Source organism: Nocardia pseudovaccinii NBRC 100343 (assembly GCF_001613225.1).
Taxonomy (GTDB): domain Bacteria; phylum Actinomycetota; class Actinomycetes; order Mycobacteriales; family Mycobacteriaceae; genus Nocardia; species Nocardia pseudovaccinii.
The window spans coordinates 1-14,646 of the sequence record NZ_BDBY01000016.1 but is presented as its reverse complement, the minus strand read 5'-3'; the positions used below and the strand labels follow the sequence as shown (position 1 = coordinate 14,646).

The window sequence follows — 14,646 nt, the reverse complement described above, 5'->3', positions numbered from 1 at the left end:
CCGACAAAGAGATCGACAATGCGCGGGCCGACGTGCCGGAGGTTACCGTCTCGCTGGGCAAGGATATCGACGCCAATGCGGCGTCGAGTACCGACGCCACGCCAGATGCGGGTTCGAAAATGCCTGCGGCCAAACGATTTGCATTCCTCCGCACACCCAATAGGCGGACCGCGATCGCCTACCGCGCCGCCGCCGCACTACTGCTCGCCGCCGCAGTAGCCTCCACGGTTTTCTTCTACCTCCAGAACAAGGAGAACAAGGCCATAGTCACCGCCCACGAGGACGCCCGTCTCGCCGCCTGCCAATACGGACCCGTACTCGCCGACTACGACGCAAAAAATCTCGACAAATACTTCGCCGCAGTTCTCGACGGCGCCACCGGCGACTGGAAGAAGCAATTCGACAGCACCAGCAAGGAACTACGCGACGTCCTCACCCAGGGCGAAGTGGTCTCCAAAGTCAACGACGTCCAGTGCGCGATCAAATCCGGCGACACCACCTCCGCCGAGGCAATAGTCGTCATAGGCCAGACCATCACCAGCATGGGCACCCAGGGCAAACCCGCCCCAGGTCAACTATCCATGGTGATGCGGCTGGAAAAGGTAAACGACCGCTGGCTCGTCAACAAGGTGAACTCCCCCCTCGCTACCCCGCCCCGGTCCTAGTCGATACCTCCGTAACGGTGAGGTCGATCGGTTGCACAAAGTAAAAGCAGTGCCATTTTTCGGCGTATTGCGTCCCTCCGCTGTATGTCGCTGTAAGTTTGCCAACGATTGCACTCGAATTCAGCCTGGCTAGTCGATGGATGCCCCGCACAACTCGTGGAGGTAGAGATCTTGACTCGTCTGATTCTTCTTTTTCTCCGCCGCGGCCATCGCGGTTGGTCCCATGCCCTCGGTGCATTCGGCGGTGTGGCACTCGCGCTGCTGCTGGCGACGCCGGCAACCGCGGAACCGATGTATCCGTGGCCCGATCCGGACCCGTTCTACGCCGCACCGGCGGATCTGGGCGCGCACAGCCCCGGTGACGTGCTCGAGGTGCGGGCAATGCCGCCGGTGCCCCTCTTCGCCGGTGCCACCGCCACGCTGGTCAAGTTCCGGTCCACCGATTCGCACGGTGGGCCGATCGCGGCGACCACTACGGTCATTACCCCACTGTTCCATCAGCCCGACGCGCCGTTGCTGTCGTATCAGCATTTCATCAATGCGCTCGGTACGAAGTGCGCGGTATCGCACGCGCTGTACAGCGGCGATCTGAATCTGGGGACGACGGTATCGATGTTGAATGCGGTGCTGCAGCGCGGTTGGAGTATCGCGCTGCCGGATCATCTCGGACCGCAGTTCGCCCTCGGAGCAGCGCGTTTGGGTGGTCAGATCGTATTGGACGGCATCCGGGCGGTGAAACAGCTGCCCGACCTCGCCGTACAGCACAGCCCGGTAGCGCTGGCCGGATACTCCGGTGGCGGATTGGCCACCGCATGGGCGTCAGTGCTGCAGCCGTCGTACGCACCCGAGGTGCAGCTCCAGGGCGCGGCCATGGGCGGCGTCCCGGAGAACCTGGTGACGATGGCGCAGGGGCTGGGCCTCGAGCCGCACCCGGCCTTCGGACTGGCCATGGCAGCGGCGATCGGTCTGGAGCGGGAGTACCCGGACCAGATACAGACCGGCGCCTATCTCAACCCACGTGGCCTCGCGCTCCGTGGCGCCATGGCCAACAGCTGCACCAACGAAATCCTCGTCATGGGCGTCAATGGCAGTGCCAACGAGTTCGTCACCAGCACGTCGTTCATCGAAAGTCGTGCCGCGCGGTCGGTGGTGGAGGAGAACAGTCTGGAGCTCTATCCAGGGGTGCCGGAAATACCGATGTTCGAATGGCATTCGCCCGCCGACCCGCTGATTCCGGTCGACTCCATCGGCAACACCGACCGCCGGTGGTGCGGCGCCGGGGTGCGGTTGCAGACGATGCAGGTGTCCGCGCCCGAGCATTTGTCCGCGGCGGTACAGGGCGCCCCCGAGGTACTGCAGTGGCTCGAGGGCCGGATGCGCGGTGAGCCCGCGCCTGTGGCCTGCTGAGATGGGACCGCGATCAGCGGCCGAACAGGATTACCCGCATCAGGTGTGCGATGCGCTGTTGTGAGCAGAGCGGGTTATCGGGGCCGAGCCATTGACCGAGGTCGACGACCAAGGCCAGCGCGGCATGCACCAACACCCGTGATTCCGCTGCGGAGAGCTCGGGCCGGACTCCGATGAGTAGTTTGGCCCACTCTTCGACATTGAGCCGCTGGATATTTCGCAGTACGGTGCGATCCTCCGGCGGCACATTACTGATCTCCGCGTAGTACACGAAGGTCAGCTCGCGCTCGGCGAACGAGCCGTGCACATACAGCTCGATCAGGGTGCTCAGTGCCTGTTCGGAGGTGTCCGATGCGGCGATGGCGGGTCCGATGGCCGCTGAAACCCGGTCCGCCGCACGGCGAAACGCGGCCGCGAGCAGGTCGCCCTTGCTGCGGTAGAAGCGGTACACCGCCGACGAGGCGGGCAGGCCCGCGGCATTGGCGATATCCTCCACGCTCACATTGGGATACCCGCGCTCATGAAAAAGCTCGATGGCACGGACCAGCAAAAGCTCGTGTTTGAAAGTGAGCGGAACCTCCTTCGCGCCAAGGGATTCGGTGTCATCGCCGGGTGCGGGCAGATCACCCGCGGTCACCGCATGACAGGCCGAGCGCAGCAGTGCCGTGAGCGCGCGCACCGGCACTGCGACATGGTGATCGGAGATGCTGCCGATCACGCTCATCGCGGCGGCCGATAGCACCGCCCGGTCCCCGTCGGGCAGCTCGGGCCGGGTCTCGGCCAGTAGTTTGCGGGCCACCGAATCGGTGGTGATCAGGTGATCGATGAGGATCTGGCGATCGGGGTCCGCCAGATACCGGTTCTGCCAGCGCAGCAGTGCGGCGCTACGACGATTCGCGATGGAGGCCGCGATCAGCGCATCGAGGATGTAGTCGAGGCGTTCGGCGGCGGGTCGGTCCCGCAGTTGCTCGGGCAGGCGCGCAGCCTCGGTACTCAATCCGGCCAGCCGCAGCGCCTCCTCGCGGAACAGCGCGTACTTGCTCGGATAGTGCCGATACAGTGCGGTCGAGCTGATATCGAGGCGCGAGGCGATGTCCTCCATGCTCACGCCGTGGTAGCCGAATGCGCCGAAGGCCTCCGCGGAGGCGGCGGCGATCTGCGCGCGTCGGTTGCGCGGGCGGCGGCGCACCTCACGCGATGGCGTGGTACGGCCTGCGGTCGCGTCCTCCGGCGCGCGACGATCCTCGGCATCCATCCCGCGATGTTAGCCCAACCGGACGCTTGCTCGACGTCTCTTCCCAGGGCTGAAAACGCATTGAATGGAAGATCACAAAAATGTGGTACTACGTGGATCGCCTTAGGGGAATCCATGCAGAATATTCACTAACATACTGGGCACGGCCACAGGCGCATGTCGAAGCGGAGGGGCGCGGACTACGAGCGCGCCGGGCGTCCGAACAGGACCAGCTGCATGAGCAATCGAACCCGGGCCGGGGAGGCGATCGGTTCGGCACTGAAGTTGCGCCCCAGATCGACCACCAACGCGAAGGCCGCATGGATCAGGAAGCGGGCCTCGGCGGGTGAAAGCTCCGGTCGCACATCACGCAGCAGCCGCGCCCACTCTTCGACGCTGAGCCGCTGGATATTCCGCAGCACGGTGCGCTCATCGCTCGGAACATGCTGGAACTCCGTGTAATACACGAAGGTCAGCGCGCGCTCGGAGAACGAACCCTCGACGTACTGCTCGATCAGTGTGGTCAGGGCCGCTTCGGCGTCGGCCGCCGCCGCCACCGCCGGGCCGATCGCACCGGAAACCCGGTCGGCGGCCCGTCGGAACGCGGCCGCGAGCAGATCGCTCTTGCCGCGATAGAACCGGTACACCGCCGATGCGGCGGAAAGTCCTGCGGCAGTGGCGATTTCCTCGACGCTGACATTCGGGTAGCCGCGATCATGGAAAAGTTCGACGGCCTTGCGCAGCAACAACTCATGTTTGAACGAATCCGGAATCTCGGCTGCCACCGGCAGTTCGGCATCCGCGTCCACTGCTGGCAGCTCGGCGGGAACGATCGACCAGCAGGCCGAACTCAATAGCCGGGCAAGGGATTTCGCGGGCAAACTGGCATGGTGATCAGCGATGCTGGTGATCGCGCTGAGCAGGGCGGCGCGCAGCAACCGCAACTCGTCCTCGGCGAGTTCCGGTCGCAATGCGGCCAATTGCACACCGATCGCGCCGACGACGGCGAGCTGCTGGTCGGTGAGAACCGTCAGGTCCTCGGGTTCGAGATAGCGGCCCTCCCAGCGCACCAGGGTGACGGTCGGCCGATTCTCGATCGTGACGCCGATCAGCGCGTCGAGTACCTGTCGCAGCCGCCGCTCCGGCGTCCTGAGTTCACCCACCCCGCCGACTCCGTCGGCTGCCGTCCCCCTGTCTCGGGCCACCTCCGGCAGCTCGACCGATTCGGTCATGGCCCGGCCCACCCGCAGCAATTCCTCCCGGAACAGCGCGTACTTGCTCGGATAGTGTCGATACAGCGCTGCCGAACTGATCCCGAGCCCGGACGCGATGTCCTCCATGCTCACACCGTGATAGCCCAGCGCGCCGAATGCGGCCGCCGACGCCGCCGCGATCTGGGCCCGCCGATTCTTCGGCCTGCGCCGAATCTCCCGCGGTGCCGAGTCGCCGCTGACCGCCTTGCGCGCCGTACGGCGATTGTCGACACTCATGCCGCCATGGTATCGACAACCTCGACACCCCCAGCTGTCTAGGTCGGTCAGATTTGCCCAGGTGGGGGAGCTCGGCCCCATTTCGGGGTCAGTTCCTGCGTTCAGGCGGCCTCGTCGGGTGCGTTGGTGTCGAAGGTGGCCAACCCCAACGATTTCCACGCATCGAGGAGGCGTTTGTCACCGGATGCGACGACAAGATCGTTGTCCTCCAACTGTTCGGCGGAAGCGCAGTGGACGGCGTCGTACCCGCGCAGTGCGAGGAGGTCGGCGAGTTCGGCCGCGCGCCGGACCAATACCTCATCCACCTCGGTGATCTCGAGCTGCGGCCAGAGCTGGTCGAGCAGCCGTCGGCACGACGCGTACGCCTGGTCGTCCAGGCGCGCCATACGATGCGCCTGCGCGAGTGCGGCGGTGGTCTCCACATGCAGCAGTCTGCTCGACACAACCGCGTCGGCGTCATCCCAGAATCGGCGACAGGCCTTACTGCTCGGTTCGCTGACCAGTAGCGGTACGAAGGCTGACGTGTCGAGATAGCCGATCATCGACGCTGCTCTTCGATGAGCTCGCTGACCATGCCCTCGCCACGAATCGGCTCGGGCGCGGGCTGCTTCTTTTTACGCGCGGGCTGCACGCGCCCTTCGGTGCGAAGTTGCTCCAGCCGCGTCGGTTGCCCAACGGGCACGATGCGAGCGACCGGGCGCCCATGGTCTGTGACGGTCACCGTATGTCCGGAGCGGACCTCGGCCAGATGACGGCTGAGGTTATCGCGCAGTTCCCTGATGCCGACGTCCACGCTGTCTCCTTCATGTGACTACTTCTCTTTGCAATATTGTAGCCACTTGCTTCGCTATCTCCGGCTCAGCGTCGAGCGGCTGCTCCCACATCTCGATGTCCGGTCAGTAACGCTCCATCGAGCAGAATCTCATCGAGCCGCGCGCCGTCGAGCGCCACCGAGGCCGTGGTGTTCGGTGGAATCTATACCGCCACAAGTAGATCCGTATCGCGGCGCTCCCACCGAACGGCGGTCTCGCCATGCACGGATCGATACCGAATCAGTGCTGAGTATCGGGGCGAATGGCGGCGTACCAGTCGAGTAGTTCGGGATTGTCCACGGCGCTGCGTTCGACGACGCGCGTCGGGTCGGCGCCCTGGAAGAGCTTCTTGATGGGGACCTCGAGTTTTTTGCCGGTGCGGGTGTGCGGAATGCCGGGGGCGAGGATGATTTCGTCGGGGACGTGGCGGGGCGAGACCTCGGTGCGGATGGTGGTGTTGATGCGGGTTTTCAGGTCGTCGGTGAGGTCGGTGCCGGGGGTGAGGGTGACGAACAGCGGCATCCAGTAGCCGCCGTCGGGTTGTTCGGCGCCGATGACGAGGGCCTCGGTGATTTCGGGGAGGCGCTCGACGGATTGGTAGATATCGGCGCTGCCCATGCGGATGCCGTGGCGGTTGAGGGTGGAGTCGGAGCGGCCGTGTACCACGATGCTGTCGCGTTCGGTGATGGTGATCCAGTCGCCGTGCCGCCAGATTCCGGGGAACATGTCGAAATACGCGTCGTGGTAACGGATTCCGTCCGGATCGTGCCAGAAGCGGATCGGCATGGATGGCATCGGCTTGGTGATGACGAGTTCGCCGACCTCGTCGCGGACCGGCTTGCCATCGGCGTCGAGGGCCTCCAGTGCGACACCCAGATAGGGCGCGGAAAGCTCACCCGGCCAGGTCGGTACGGTCCGCGCGCCGCCGATGAAGGCGGAGACCACATCCGTTCCACCGCTGATCGAGGCGACCTGGACGTGGTCGCCGACATTCTCGCCCAACCACACCGCCGATGCGGGCGGCAGTGACGAACCGGTGATGCCGACCTGCCGCAGTGCGGTGAGATCGTGATCGGTGCGCGGCACCGCACCCGCCTTGATGCAGGCGAGCACGTAGCCCGGACTGGTGCCGAGCACGGTAGCGCCGACCTGGGATGTCATGTGCCACAGTGCATCCGGGGTCGGGTAGGTGGGGCTACCGTCGTAGCAGACGATGGTCGCGCCGACCAGCAGTCCGGCGACCTGGAAGTTCCACATCATCCAGCTCGGGCTGGTGTACCAGAAGAAGGTGTCCTCGGGGCCGATATCGGCTTGCAGCGCAACGGCTTTGAGATGTTCCAGCACGACGCCGCCGTGCCCGTGCACGATGCCCTTGGGCAGTCCGGTGGTGCCGGAGGAGAAGACGATCCACAGCGGATGGTCGAAATCGACCGTCTCGGTTTCGATGACGACGGTCTCGCTATTGGCGGCCGCCTCGGTCCAGGCCAATGCGTCCGGTACCGGCAGGCCCAGCTGGGAGACCGCGACCGTCGTCTGCACGGTGTCGAGTCCGGCCCGCAATGCCGCGATATCGTCGCGCTTGTCATGCGTCTTACCGCCGAACCGATAGCCGTCCGCGGTGACCAGCACGGTGGGTTCGAGCTGGCCGAGCCGGTCCAACGCCGCCTTCGGCGAATAGTCCTGACCGCAGGCGCTCCACACCGCGCCGATGCTCGCGGTGGCCAGGAAGGCGATCACCGCTTCCGGAATATTCGGCAGGTATCCGGCCACCCGATCACCAGGCTGCACGCCGAGCGAACGCAGTGTGCGCGCGAATGCCGCTGTGCTGTCGATCAATTCGCTCCAGGACACCTCGCGCAGCGGAGCGTCCTCGGTCACCGCGACGATGGCGGGCCGATCGGTGCGGAACTGCCGCACGACCTGATCGACATAGTTCAGCCTGGTACCCGGAAACCACTGCGCGCCCGGCATTTCGGCGCTGGCCAGCACCTCGCCCGCGATCGGTCCGAGTTCGAAGTAATCCCACAGCGCACCCCAGAAGCCGGGCAGATCGTCGACCGACCACTGCCACAGCGACCGGTAATCCGGCGCGGACTGCCCGGTGCGCGCGGCCACGAACCGGGCGAAGTCGGTGATGCGCGCCTCCGCGATATCTGATTCGGTCGGCACCCATTGTGGTTGCACCGCATTACCTCCTGGGGAGAGTCTTCGGAAATCAGGTGTGGTTCGCACGCCGCACGATCTGCTCGGCATGCCGCAGTACCGGGGCATCGACCATGCGGCCCTCGAACGCGAAGACGCCCCGATGGTTCGGGACTTCGTCGAGTACCCTTCGGGCCCAGTCGATTTCGTCGTTCGACGGGGCGTAGGCCGCCCGGATGACCGGCACCTGGCTCGGATGAATCGCCACCTTGGCATCGAACCCGCTCGCGACCGCGTCGACTGCTTCGGCGCGCAGCCCGTCGAGATCGCGGATGTTCAGATACACCGAGTCGAGCGCGAACTTGCCGTACGCCTTGGCCGCCAGCAGTGTGGTCGACCGAACATGGCGTGCCACATCGCGATAGCTGCCATCGGCATGCCGACTGGAGTTGCCGCCGAGCCCAGCGACCAGATCCTCCGCACCCCACATGGCCCCGATCGCATTGCGCGCCAATACCGCTCGCCCGACGGCCATGGCGCCTAGCGGCGATTCGATCAGCGCGATCACCTCGTAGTCGGTGAGGGAGCCGAGCTGTTCGGCGGATTCGGCCTTCGGCAGCATGATCCGTCGATATTCGGTCTGCGCCAGCGCGGCGAGATCGGACTCGTGCTCGTCGGTGCCGACGGCATTGACCCGGACCACGGTGGTTTCGGGATCCAACGGAGTCTCGACGAGCGCCTTGCGCGCGGCCGCTTTATCCCCGGCCGCGACCCCGTCTTCGAGATCGAGGATCACCACATCGGCCGCCGCGGCGGCCTTTTCGAAGCGTTCGGGCCGGTCGGCGGGGCAGAACAGCCAAGCCGGTCCTGGCATTTGCCAACTCATGCGGGCTCCTTGCGTACCAATGTCTTGCGTACCGCCGTCGCCACAATATCGCCATGCTGGTTACGTGCGGTGTGCGCGAAGGTGAGGATGCCTTCGCCCGGACGGCTCTTGGATTCGCGCTTATCGGTGACCACCGTCTCGGCATACATGGTGTCGCCGTGGAACAGCGGCTTTGGGAAGGCAACCTCGGAGAAGCCCAGGTTGGCGACGATCGTGCCCTGCGTCAGTTGCGCGACCGAGAGGCCGATCAGCGTGGAGAGGGTGAACATCGAATTCACCAGGCGCTGGTGGAACGGTGGCAGCTGTTCGCTGAAGGCAGCGTCCAGGTGCAGCGCCTGGGTGTTCATGGTCAGCGTGGTGAACAGGACGTTATCGGCCTCGGTGATGGTCCGGCCCGGCCGGTGCTCGTACACCACGCCGATCTCGAACTCCTCGAACCACAGTCCGCGCTGCACCACCCGGCGTGGAGCGTTTGTCTCCGTCACAGACCCAGCTCCCGTCCGATCAGCATCAACTGCACCTCCGTTGTGCCCTCGCCGATCTCCAGGATCTTGCTGTCGCGATAGTGCCTGGCCACAGCGTATTCGTTCATGAAACCGTAGCCGCCGAAGATCTGGGTAGCGTCGCGGGAGTTGTCCATGGCCGCCTCGCTGGCCACCAGCTTCGCGATGGAGGCTTCCTTCTTGAAGGGTTGGCCCGCCAGCATGAGTGCGGCGGCGTCGTAGTAGGCGGTGCGGGCGGCGTGGGCGCGCGCCTCCATACGGGCGATCTTGAAGGCGATGGCCTGGTTGCGGCCGATGGCCTGGCCGAAGGCCTCGCGTTCCTTGGCATAGCGCACGCTCTCGTCGACACAGCCCTGGGCCGCGCCGACCGACAGCGCCGCGATGGCAATGCGGCCCTCGTCGAGAATGCGCAGGAAGTTGGCATAGCCGCGGCCGCGCTCGCCGAGCAGATTCTCCTCCGGCACCCGGACATCGGTGAAGCTCAACGGGTGCGTATCCGAGGCATTCCAGCCGACCTTGTTGTAGGCGGGTTCGGCTACGAAGCCGGGGGTGTCGGTGGGCACGAGGATGGTCGAGATCTCCTTCTTGCCGCCCGACTGTCCGGTCACCGCGGTCACCGTCACCAGTTTGGTGATATCGGTGCCGGAGTTCGTGATGAACTGCTTGCTGCCATTGATGACCCATTCGCCGCTGTCGGCGACCGCGGTGGTTCTGGTGCCGCCCGCATCGCTGCCCGCACCGGGTTCGGTGAGACCGAAGGCGGCGAGATTGCGCCCACTTGTCAACTGCGGCAGCCATTCCTGCTTCTGCTTATCGTTGCCGAAGCGGTAGATGGGCATGGCGCCCAGCGAGACACCGGCCTCCAGCGTGATCGCCACACTCTGATCGACCTTGCCGAGCTCCTCCAGCGCAAGGCAAAGGGCGAAGTAGTCGCCGCCCATACCGCCGTACTCCTCCGGGAACGGCAGGCCGAACAGGCCCATATCGGCCATGCCCGCGACGACCTCGTACGGAAACGTATGGTTCGCATCGTGTTCGGCGGCTACCGGGGCGACCACCGACTTGGCGAAATCGCGCACCGTCAGTGCCAGGTCGCGATAGTCCTCGGGCAGTGTGCCGGTGGACAGAAAGTCGGTCATTCGGAAGTTCCTTCTAGCTCGTCGGTTTCGGGTTCGGTGGGAGCCGCTGCGATGCGCACCAGCGGCTGGTCGAGGCGGACCTGGGCGCCCGGCTCGACCAGGACTTCGACGGTGCCCGCGACCGGTGCGGTGAGGGTGTGCTCCATCTTCATGGCCTCGACCACGACGACCGGGGCCCCTACGGCGACGGTGGCACCGTTGGCGACTGGTACCGCGATCACCGAACCCGGCATGGGACTGCGGATTTCGGCGTCACCGACGTGTTCGGCGCCGCCGCGGACATTCAGCTCGGCCACTTCACGCAGCACGGCGACACCGGATGGTCCGGCCACCCAGAGCTGACCTTCGTGCTCCGCGACGCGGAACTCCCGGCGCAGTCCGTCCAGCGTCAGGACCAGCCTGCCGTCGGTGAAATCCGCAGTGAGCAAGACTGATTCGCTGCTGTTGAGATGCACCTCGGCCGCATCGGGAGTACCGGTCAGGTAAACGTGCTCAGTGCGGTCGCCGCCCGCGAGCCTGATGGTGGTCGGCGCGGGTGTGCCGATGCGCCACCCGGACGGGATATCCCACGGATCGCTCGGTGCGGCAGGCCAGCGTCGCAGCCAGTGATAGGCGGCGGCGGCGACGAATTCCTCATCCCCGACCGCGGCGGGCTGGAAGTCGCCGACGCGGCGATCCAGCAGTCCGGTATCGAGTTTTCCGGCGGCCACATCCTGGTCGGCCAGCAGGAAGCGCAGGAACTCGATATTGCTGGTGACGCCGAGCAGGACGGTATCGCTCAGTGCCCGATCGAGTTTCGCGAGCGCGGCATGGCGATCGGCGGCGTGCACGATGACCTTCGACAGCATCGGGTCGTAATCGCTGCCGACGACGGTTCCGATGCGCAGTCCCGAATCCACGCGCACGCCTGTGCCTTCGGGCTCGGACAGGTCGAGCACCGTGCCGCCGGTGGGCAGGAAGCCGCGACCGGGATCCTCGGCATAAACGCGGGCCTCGATCGCATGTCCGACGAGCCGCAGTTCATCCTGCTCGACCGCCAGCTTCTGCCCGGCCGCCACGCGCACCTGGCACTCCACCAGGTCGATCCCGGTGACCAGCTCGGTGACCGGATGTTCCACCTGCAGCCGGGTATTCATCTCCATGAAGAAGAACTCGTCCGGCCGATCGGCGGAGACGATGAATTCGACCGTCCCCGCACCGACATAGTCGACGCTGCGTGCGGTATTGCACGCGGCGGCGCCGATGCGTGCCCTGGTCGCGGCATCGAGCAGCGGTGACGGGGCTTCCTCGATCACTTTCTGATGCCGCCGCTGCAGGCTGCATTCGCGTTCACCGAGGTGGATCACGTGACCGAACTGGTCGGCCAGGATCTGCACCTCGATATGGCGTGGCCGGGTGACGAACCGCTCCAGGAACAGGGTGTCGTCACCGAATGCCGCGGCCGCCTCTCGCCGGGCACTGGCCAGCGCCGCGGGCAATGCCGACGGCTCCTCGACCAGTCGCATACCTTTACCGCCGCCACCGGCGGAGGGCTTCACGAGTACCGGATAGCCGATATCGGTTGCGGCGTCGATCAATTCGGCATCGGTGAGCCCTGGACGGGCGATGCCAGGGACGACGGGCACATCGAAGGCGGCGACGGTGTTCTTTGCCGCGATCTTGTCGCCCATGATCTCGATCGCCTTGGCAGGCGGCCCGAGAAAGACGATGTCCGCCTCGGCCAGCGCGGCCGCGAAAGCCGCATTCTCGGATAGGAATCCGTAACCCGGATGCACGGCCTCGGCGCCGGTGCGCACCGCCGCGGCGACGACCTTTTTGATATCCAGATAACTTTCCCGGGCCGGGGCCGGACCCAGGCGCACCGCGGTATCGGCCTCGCGCACGTGCCTGGCTTGCGCGTCCGCGTCGCTGTAGACCGCGACCGAGCGAATTCCCATGGCGCGCAAGGTGCGGATGACCCGCACCGCGATCTCGCCGCGGTTGGCGACGAGCACGGTGTCGAAATCGATGGGATGGGATTTGTTCATCATCGCGATCACATCCGGAAGACGCCGTAGGAAACGGGTTCGAGCGGTGCCTGCGCACACACCGAAAGGGCAAGTCCGAGCACGGTTCTGGTATCGGCGGGGTCGATGACGCCGTCGTCCCAGAGCCGCGCGGTCGAGTAGTACGGATTGCCCTGATGTTCGTACTGTTCCCGAATCGGCGCCTTGAATGCCTCCTCGTCCGCGGCCGACCACGGCTGCCCGCTGCTGTCGAGTTGATCCCCGCGCACCGTCGACAGCACCGAGGCGGCCTGCTCGCCACCCATTACCGAAATTCGCGCATTGGGCCACATCCACAGGAAGCGCGGCGAATACGCGCGCCCGCACATCGAATAGTTGCCCGCGCCGTACGATCCGCCGATCACCACGGTGAGTTTCGGCACCCGCGCACACGCCACCGCGGTGACCATCTTCGCGCCGTGCTTGGCGATGCCGCCCGCCTCGTAATCGCGCCCGACCATGAAACCGGTGATGTTCTGCAGGAACAGCAGGGGAATCTTGCGCTTATCGCACAGTTCGATGAAATGCGCGCCCTTCATGGCGGATTCGCTGAACAGCACGCCGTTATTGGCGATGATGCCGACCGGATGGCCGTGGATGCGCGCGAATCCGGTGACGAGCGTCTTGCCGTATTCGGCCTTGAATTCGTGGAATCCGTCTTCGCCGTCGACCAGCCGGTGAATGACCTCGCGGACGTCGTACGGCGTGCGCAGATCGACCGGGACCACGTCGTACAGTTCGGACTCCGGCTTCGCGGTCGCGACGGTCGGCGTCACCTCCCACGGGCTCGCCGGGCGCGGGCCGAGCGTGGCCACGATGCGGCGCACGATGCGCAGCGCATCCTGGTCGTCCTCGGCCAAATGATCGGTGACTCCCGAAGTGCGCGAATGCAATTCGCCGCCGCCCAGCTCTTCGGCGGTGACCACCTCGCCGGTCGCGGCCTTCACGAGCGGCGGGCCGCCGAGGAAGATCGTGCCCTGATTGCGCACGATCACCGCCTCGTCGCTCATCGCTGGTACGTACGCACCTCCGGCGGTGCACGAACCGAGTACCGCCGCGATTTGCGGAATTCCCTTGGCGCTCATGGTCGCCTGGTTGAAGAAGATGCGGCCGAAATGTTCCCGATCCGGGAAGACCTCGTCCTGGCGCGGCAGGAACGCACCGCCGGAGTCGACGAGATACACACACGGCAACTGGTTCTGCAATGCGACCTCTTGGGCGCGCAGATGCTTCTTCACCGTCATCGGGTAGTAGGTGCCGCCCTTGACCGTGGCGTCATTGGCCACGATCACGCATTCCCGCCCGGAGATCCGGCCGATGCCGGTGATGATCCCGGCGCCGGGACATTCGTCGTCGTACATGCCCGTCGCGGCCAGCGGCGAGAGCTCGAGGAACGGGCTGCCCGGATCGAGCAGCTGATCCACCCGCTGCCGGGGCAGCAGCTTGCCGCGGGCCACATGCCGCTCGCGCGCCTTCGCGGGCCCGCCGAGCGCCGCCGCGGCCAGCCGGGCGCGCAGATCCTCCAGGAGCGCCCCGTGTGCCGCGCGGTTGTCGACCCCGACCTGTTCGGTCACCGTCATCACGCTGTCCTGCCATCCAGTTAGTCGCCGATAACTGGAATTCAGGTTAATGTTGATTAACCGAGATGTCCAGGTGTGCTGAAAGGAGCGCGTGTGACCAGCACCGACCCGGTCGCGCCCACCCGCAGGGAACAACTGAAGCTGCAGCGAAGAGCGCAGCTGCTCGATGCGGGTGCCCGGCTCATCGCCGATCGCGGGTTCTTCGGCATGCGCCTGGACGACCTCGGCGCGGCCGTCGGGATCAGCGGTCCGGCGGTCTACCGGCACTTCCCGAATAAGGAAGCGCTGCTGGTCGAACTGCTCATCGGGGTCAGTCAGCGGTTGCTCGCCGGTGGGAAGGCGGTGGTGGCACGAACCGGGTCGGCGCGGGAGGCGCTGGACGGGCTGGTCGATTTCCATCTGGACTTCGCGCTCGGCGAGCCCGAACTCATCCGGATCCAGGACCGCGACCTCGAGAACGTGCCGCCCGGGCCCAGGCGCGAACTGCGGCGCACCCAGCGTCAGTACGTCGAGATCTGGGTGGCGGTGCTGCGGGAGTTGCATCCGGAGCTGCCGGAGGAGACCGCGCGGGTGCAGGCCCATGCGGGCTTCGGCTTGATGAACTCCACGCCGCACAGCGCCACCAATGCCACCGCCACCCGGGCCCGGCCAATACTGCGCCGGATGGCGCTGTCCGCATTGGTGCAGGCGGCGCCGGGTTGATCGTTCGCCCCTTTTCAAGCCTGTTCCAGCCCCGACGGAGC

General features: G+C 65.7%; 13 protein-coding genes. 3 read left to right on the top strand and 10 right to left on the bottom strand.

Annotated features, from left to right (window positions below; genetic code table 11):
• Window positions 1-119 precede the first annotated feature (119 nt).
• Entirely contained in the window at window positions 120-665 is a 546-nt protein-coding gene (locus NP3_RS48865) for an Rv1363c family protein (protein ID WP_245720758.1), read from the top strand.
• Between the two features lie 246 nt (window positions 666-911).
• The gene (locus tag NP3_RS01615; RefSeq protein WP_444980772.1) at window positions 912-2,072 is read left to right on the top strand and encodes a lipase family protein; all 1,161 of its coding nucleotides are present in this window, start codon (window positions 912-914) and stop codon (window positions 2,070-2,072) included.
• Window positions 2,073-2,085: 13 nt separating this feature from the next.
• On the opposite strand, the gene NP3_RS01610 is transcribed toward NP3_RS01615, so the two are convergent.
• The 10 genes from NP3_RS01610 to NP3_RS01565 all read right to left on the bottom strand — a co-directional run bounded on the left by NP3_RS01610 (window position 2,086) and on the right by NP3_RS01565 (window position 13,903).
• On the bottom strand, window positions 2,086-3,327 hold the full coding sequence (locus tag NP3_RS01610; RefSeq protein ID WP_063037032.1) for a TetR/AcrR family transcriptional regulator: 1,242 nt from the start codon (window positions 3,325-3,327) through the stop codon (window positions 2,086-2,088).
• A gap of 179 nt (window positions 3,328-3,506) precedes the next feature.
• A complete protein-coding gene (locus tag NP3_RS01605) occupies window positions 3,507-4,796 on the bottom strand; it encodes a TetR/AcrR family transcriptional regulator (RefSeq protein WP_063037030.1) in 1,290 nt (429 codons plus the stop codon).
• A 101-nt stretch (window positions 4,797-4,897) separates the two neighbouring features.
• Window positions 4,898-5,338 (bottom strand): type II toxin-antitoxin system VapC family toxin, encoded by a 441-nt coding sequence (locus tag NP3_RS01600; RefSeq protein ID WP_063037028.1) that lies wholly within the window; start codon window positions 5,336-5,338, stop codon window positions 4,898-4,900.
• The gene (locus tag NP3_RS01595; protein WP_063037026.1) at window positions 5,335-5,589 is read right to left on the bottom strand and encodes a type II toxin-antitoxin system Phd/YefM family antitoxin; all 255 of its coding nucleotides are present in this window, start codon (window positions 5,587-5,589) and stop codon (window positions 5,335-5,337) included. The genes NP3_RS01600 and NP3_RS01595 overlap by 4 nt, the downstream gene beginning before the upstream one ends.
• A gap of 259 nt (window positions 5,590-5,848) precedes the next feature.
• Window positions 5,849-7,792, bottom strand: a complete 1,944-nt coding sequence (locus NP3_RS01590; RefSeq protein WP_063037024.1) for an acetoacetate--CoA ligase — start codon at window positions 7,790-7,792, stop codon at window positions 5,849-5,851.
• 31 nt (window positions 7,793-7,823) lie between these two features.
• Entirely contained in the window at window positions 7,824-8,636 is an 813-nt protein-coding gene (locus NP3_RS01585; RefSeq protein WP_063037022.1) for an HpcH/HpaI aldolase/citrate lyase family protein, read from the bottom strand.
• A complete protein-coding gene (locus NP3_RS01580; RefSeq protein ID WP_063037020.1) occupies window positions 8,633-9,121 on the bottom strand; it encodes a MaoC family dehydratase in 489 nt (162 codons plus the stop codon). Before NP3_RS01580 ends, NP3_RS01585 begins: the two co-directional genes overlap by 4 nt.
• Window positions 9,118-10,278, bottom strand: coding sequence for an acyl-CoA dehydrogenase family protein (locus NP3_RS01575; RefSeq protein ID WP_063037018.1), 1,161 nt, complete (start codon window positions 10,276-10,278; stop codon window positions 9,118-9,120). The genes NP3_RS01580 and NP3_RS01575 overlap by 4 nt, the downstream gene beginning before the upstream one ends.
• Window positions 10,275-12,308 carry an acetyl/propionyl/methylcrotonyl-CoA carboxylase subunit alpha gene (locus NP3_RS01570; RefSeq protein WP_063037034.1) on the bottom strand — a complete coding sequence of 678 codons (2,034 nt, stop codon included), beginning with the start codon at window positions 12,306-12,308 and terminating at the stop codon, window positions 10,275-10,277. Before NP3_RS01570 ends, NP3_RS01575 begins: the two co-directional genes overlap by 4 nt.
• Window positions 12,309-12,313: 5 nt before the next feature.
• Window positions 12,314-13,903: a carboxyl transferase domain-containing protein gene (locus NP3_RS01565; RefSeq protein WP_063037016.1), complete on the bottom strand. Its 1,590-nt coding sequence runs from the start codon at window positions 13,901-13,903 to the stop codon at window positions 12,314-12,316.
• A 93-nt stretch (window positions 13,904-13,996) separates the two neighbouring features.
• On the opposite strand from NP3_RS01565, the gene NP3_RS01560 reads away from it, so the two are divergent.
• Window positions 13,997-14,605 (top strand): SACE_7040 family transcriptional regulator, encoded by a 609-nt coding sequence (locus tag NP3_RS01560; protein WP_063037014.1) that lies wholly within the window; start codon window positions 13,997-13,999, stop codon window positions 14,603-14,605.
• Window positions 14,606-14,646 lie beyond the last annotated feature (41 nt).

Coding starts and splice junctions, on each gene's coding strand:
- NP3_RS48865 (WP_245720758.1), top strand. CDS start 120: ATGCCTGCGGCCAAACGATTTGCATTCCTCCGCACACCCAATAGGCGG.
- NP3_RS01610 (WP_063037032.1), bottom strand. CDS start 3,327: ATGGATGCCGAGGATCGTCGCGCGCCGGAGGACGCGACCGCAGGCCGT.
- NP3_RS01605 (WP_063037030.1), bottom strand. CDS start 4,796: ATGAGTGTCGACAATCGCCGTACGGCGCGCAAGGCGGTCAGCGGCGAC.
- NP3_RS01600 (WP_063037028.1), bottom strand. CDS start 5,338: ATGATCGGCTATCTCGACACGTCAGCCTTCGTACCGCTACTGGTCAGC.
- NP3_RS01585 (WP_063037022.1), bottom strand. CDS start 8,636: ATGAGTTGGCAAATGCCAGGACCGGCTTGGCTGTTCTGCCCCGCCGAC.
- NP3_RS01575 (WP_063037018.1), bottom strand. CDS start 10,278: ATGACCGACTTTCTGTCCACCGGCACACTGCCCGAGGACTATCGCGAC.
- NP3_RS01570 (WP_063037034.1), bottom strand. CDS start 12,308: ATGATGAACAAATCCCATCCCATCGATTTCGACACCGTGCTCGTCGCC.
- NP3_RS01565 (WP_063037016.1), bottom strand. CDS start 13,903: ATGACGGTGACCGAACAGGTCGGGGTCGACAACCGCGCGGCACACGGG.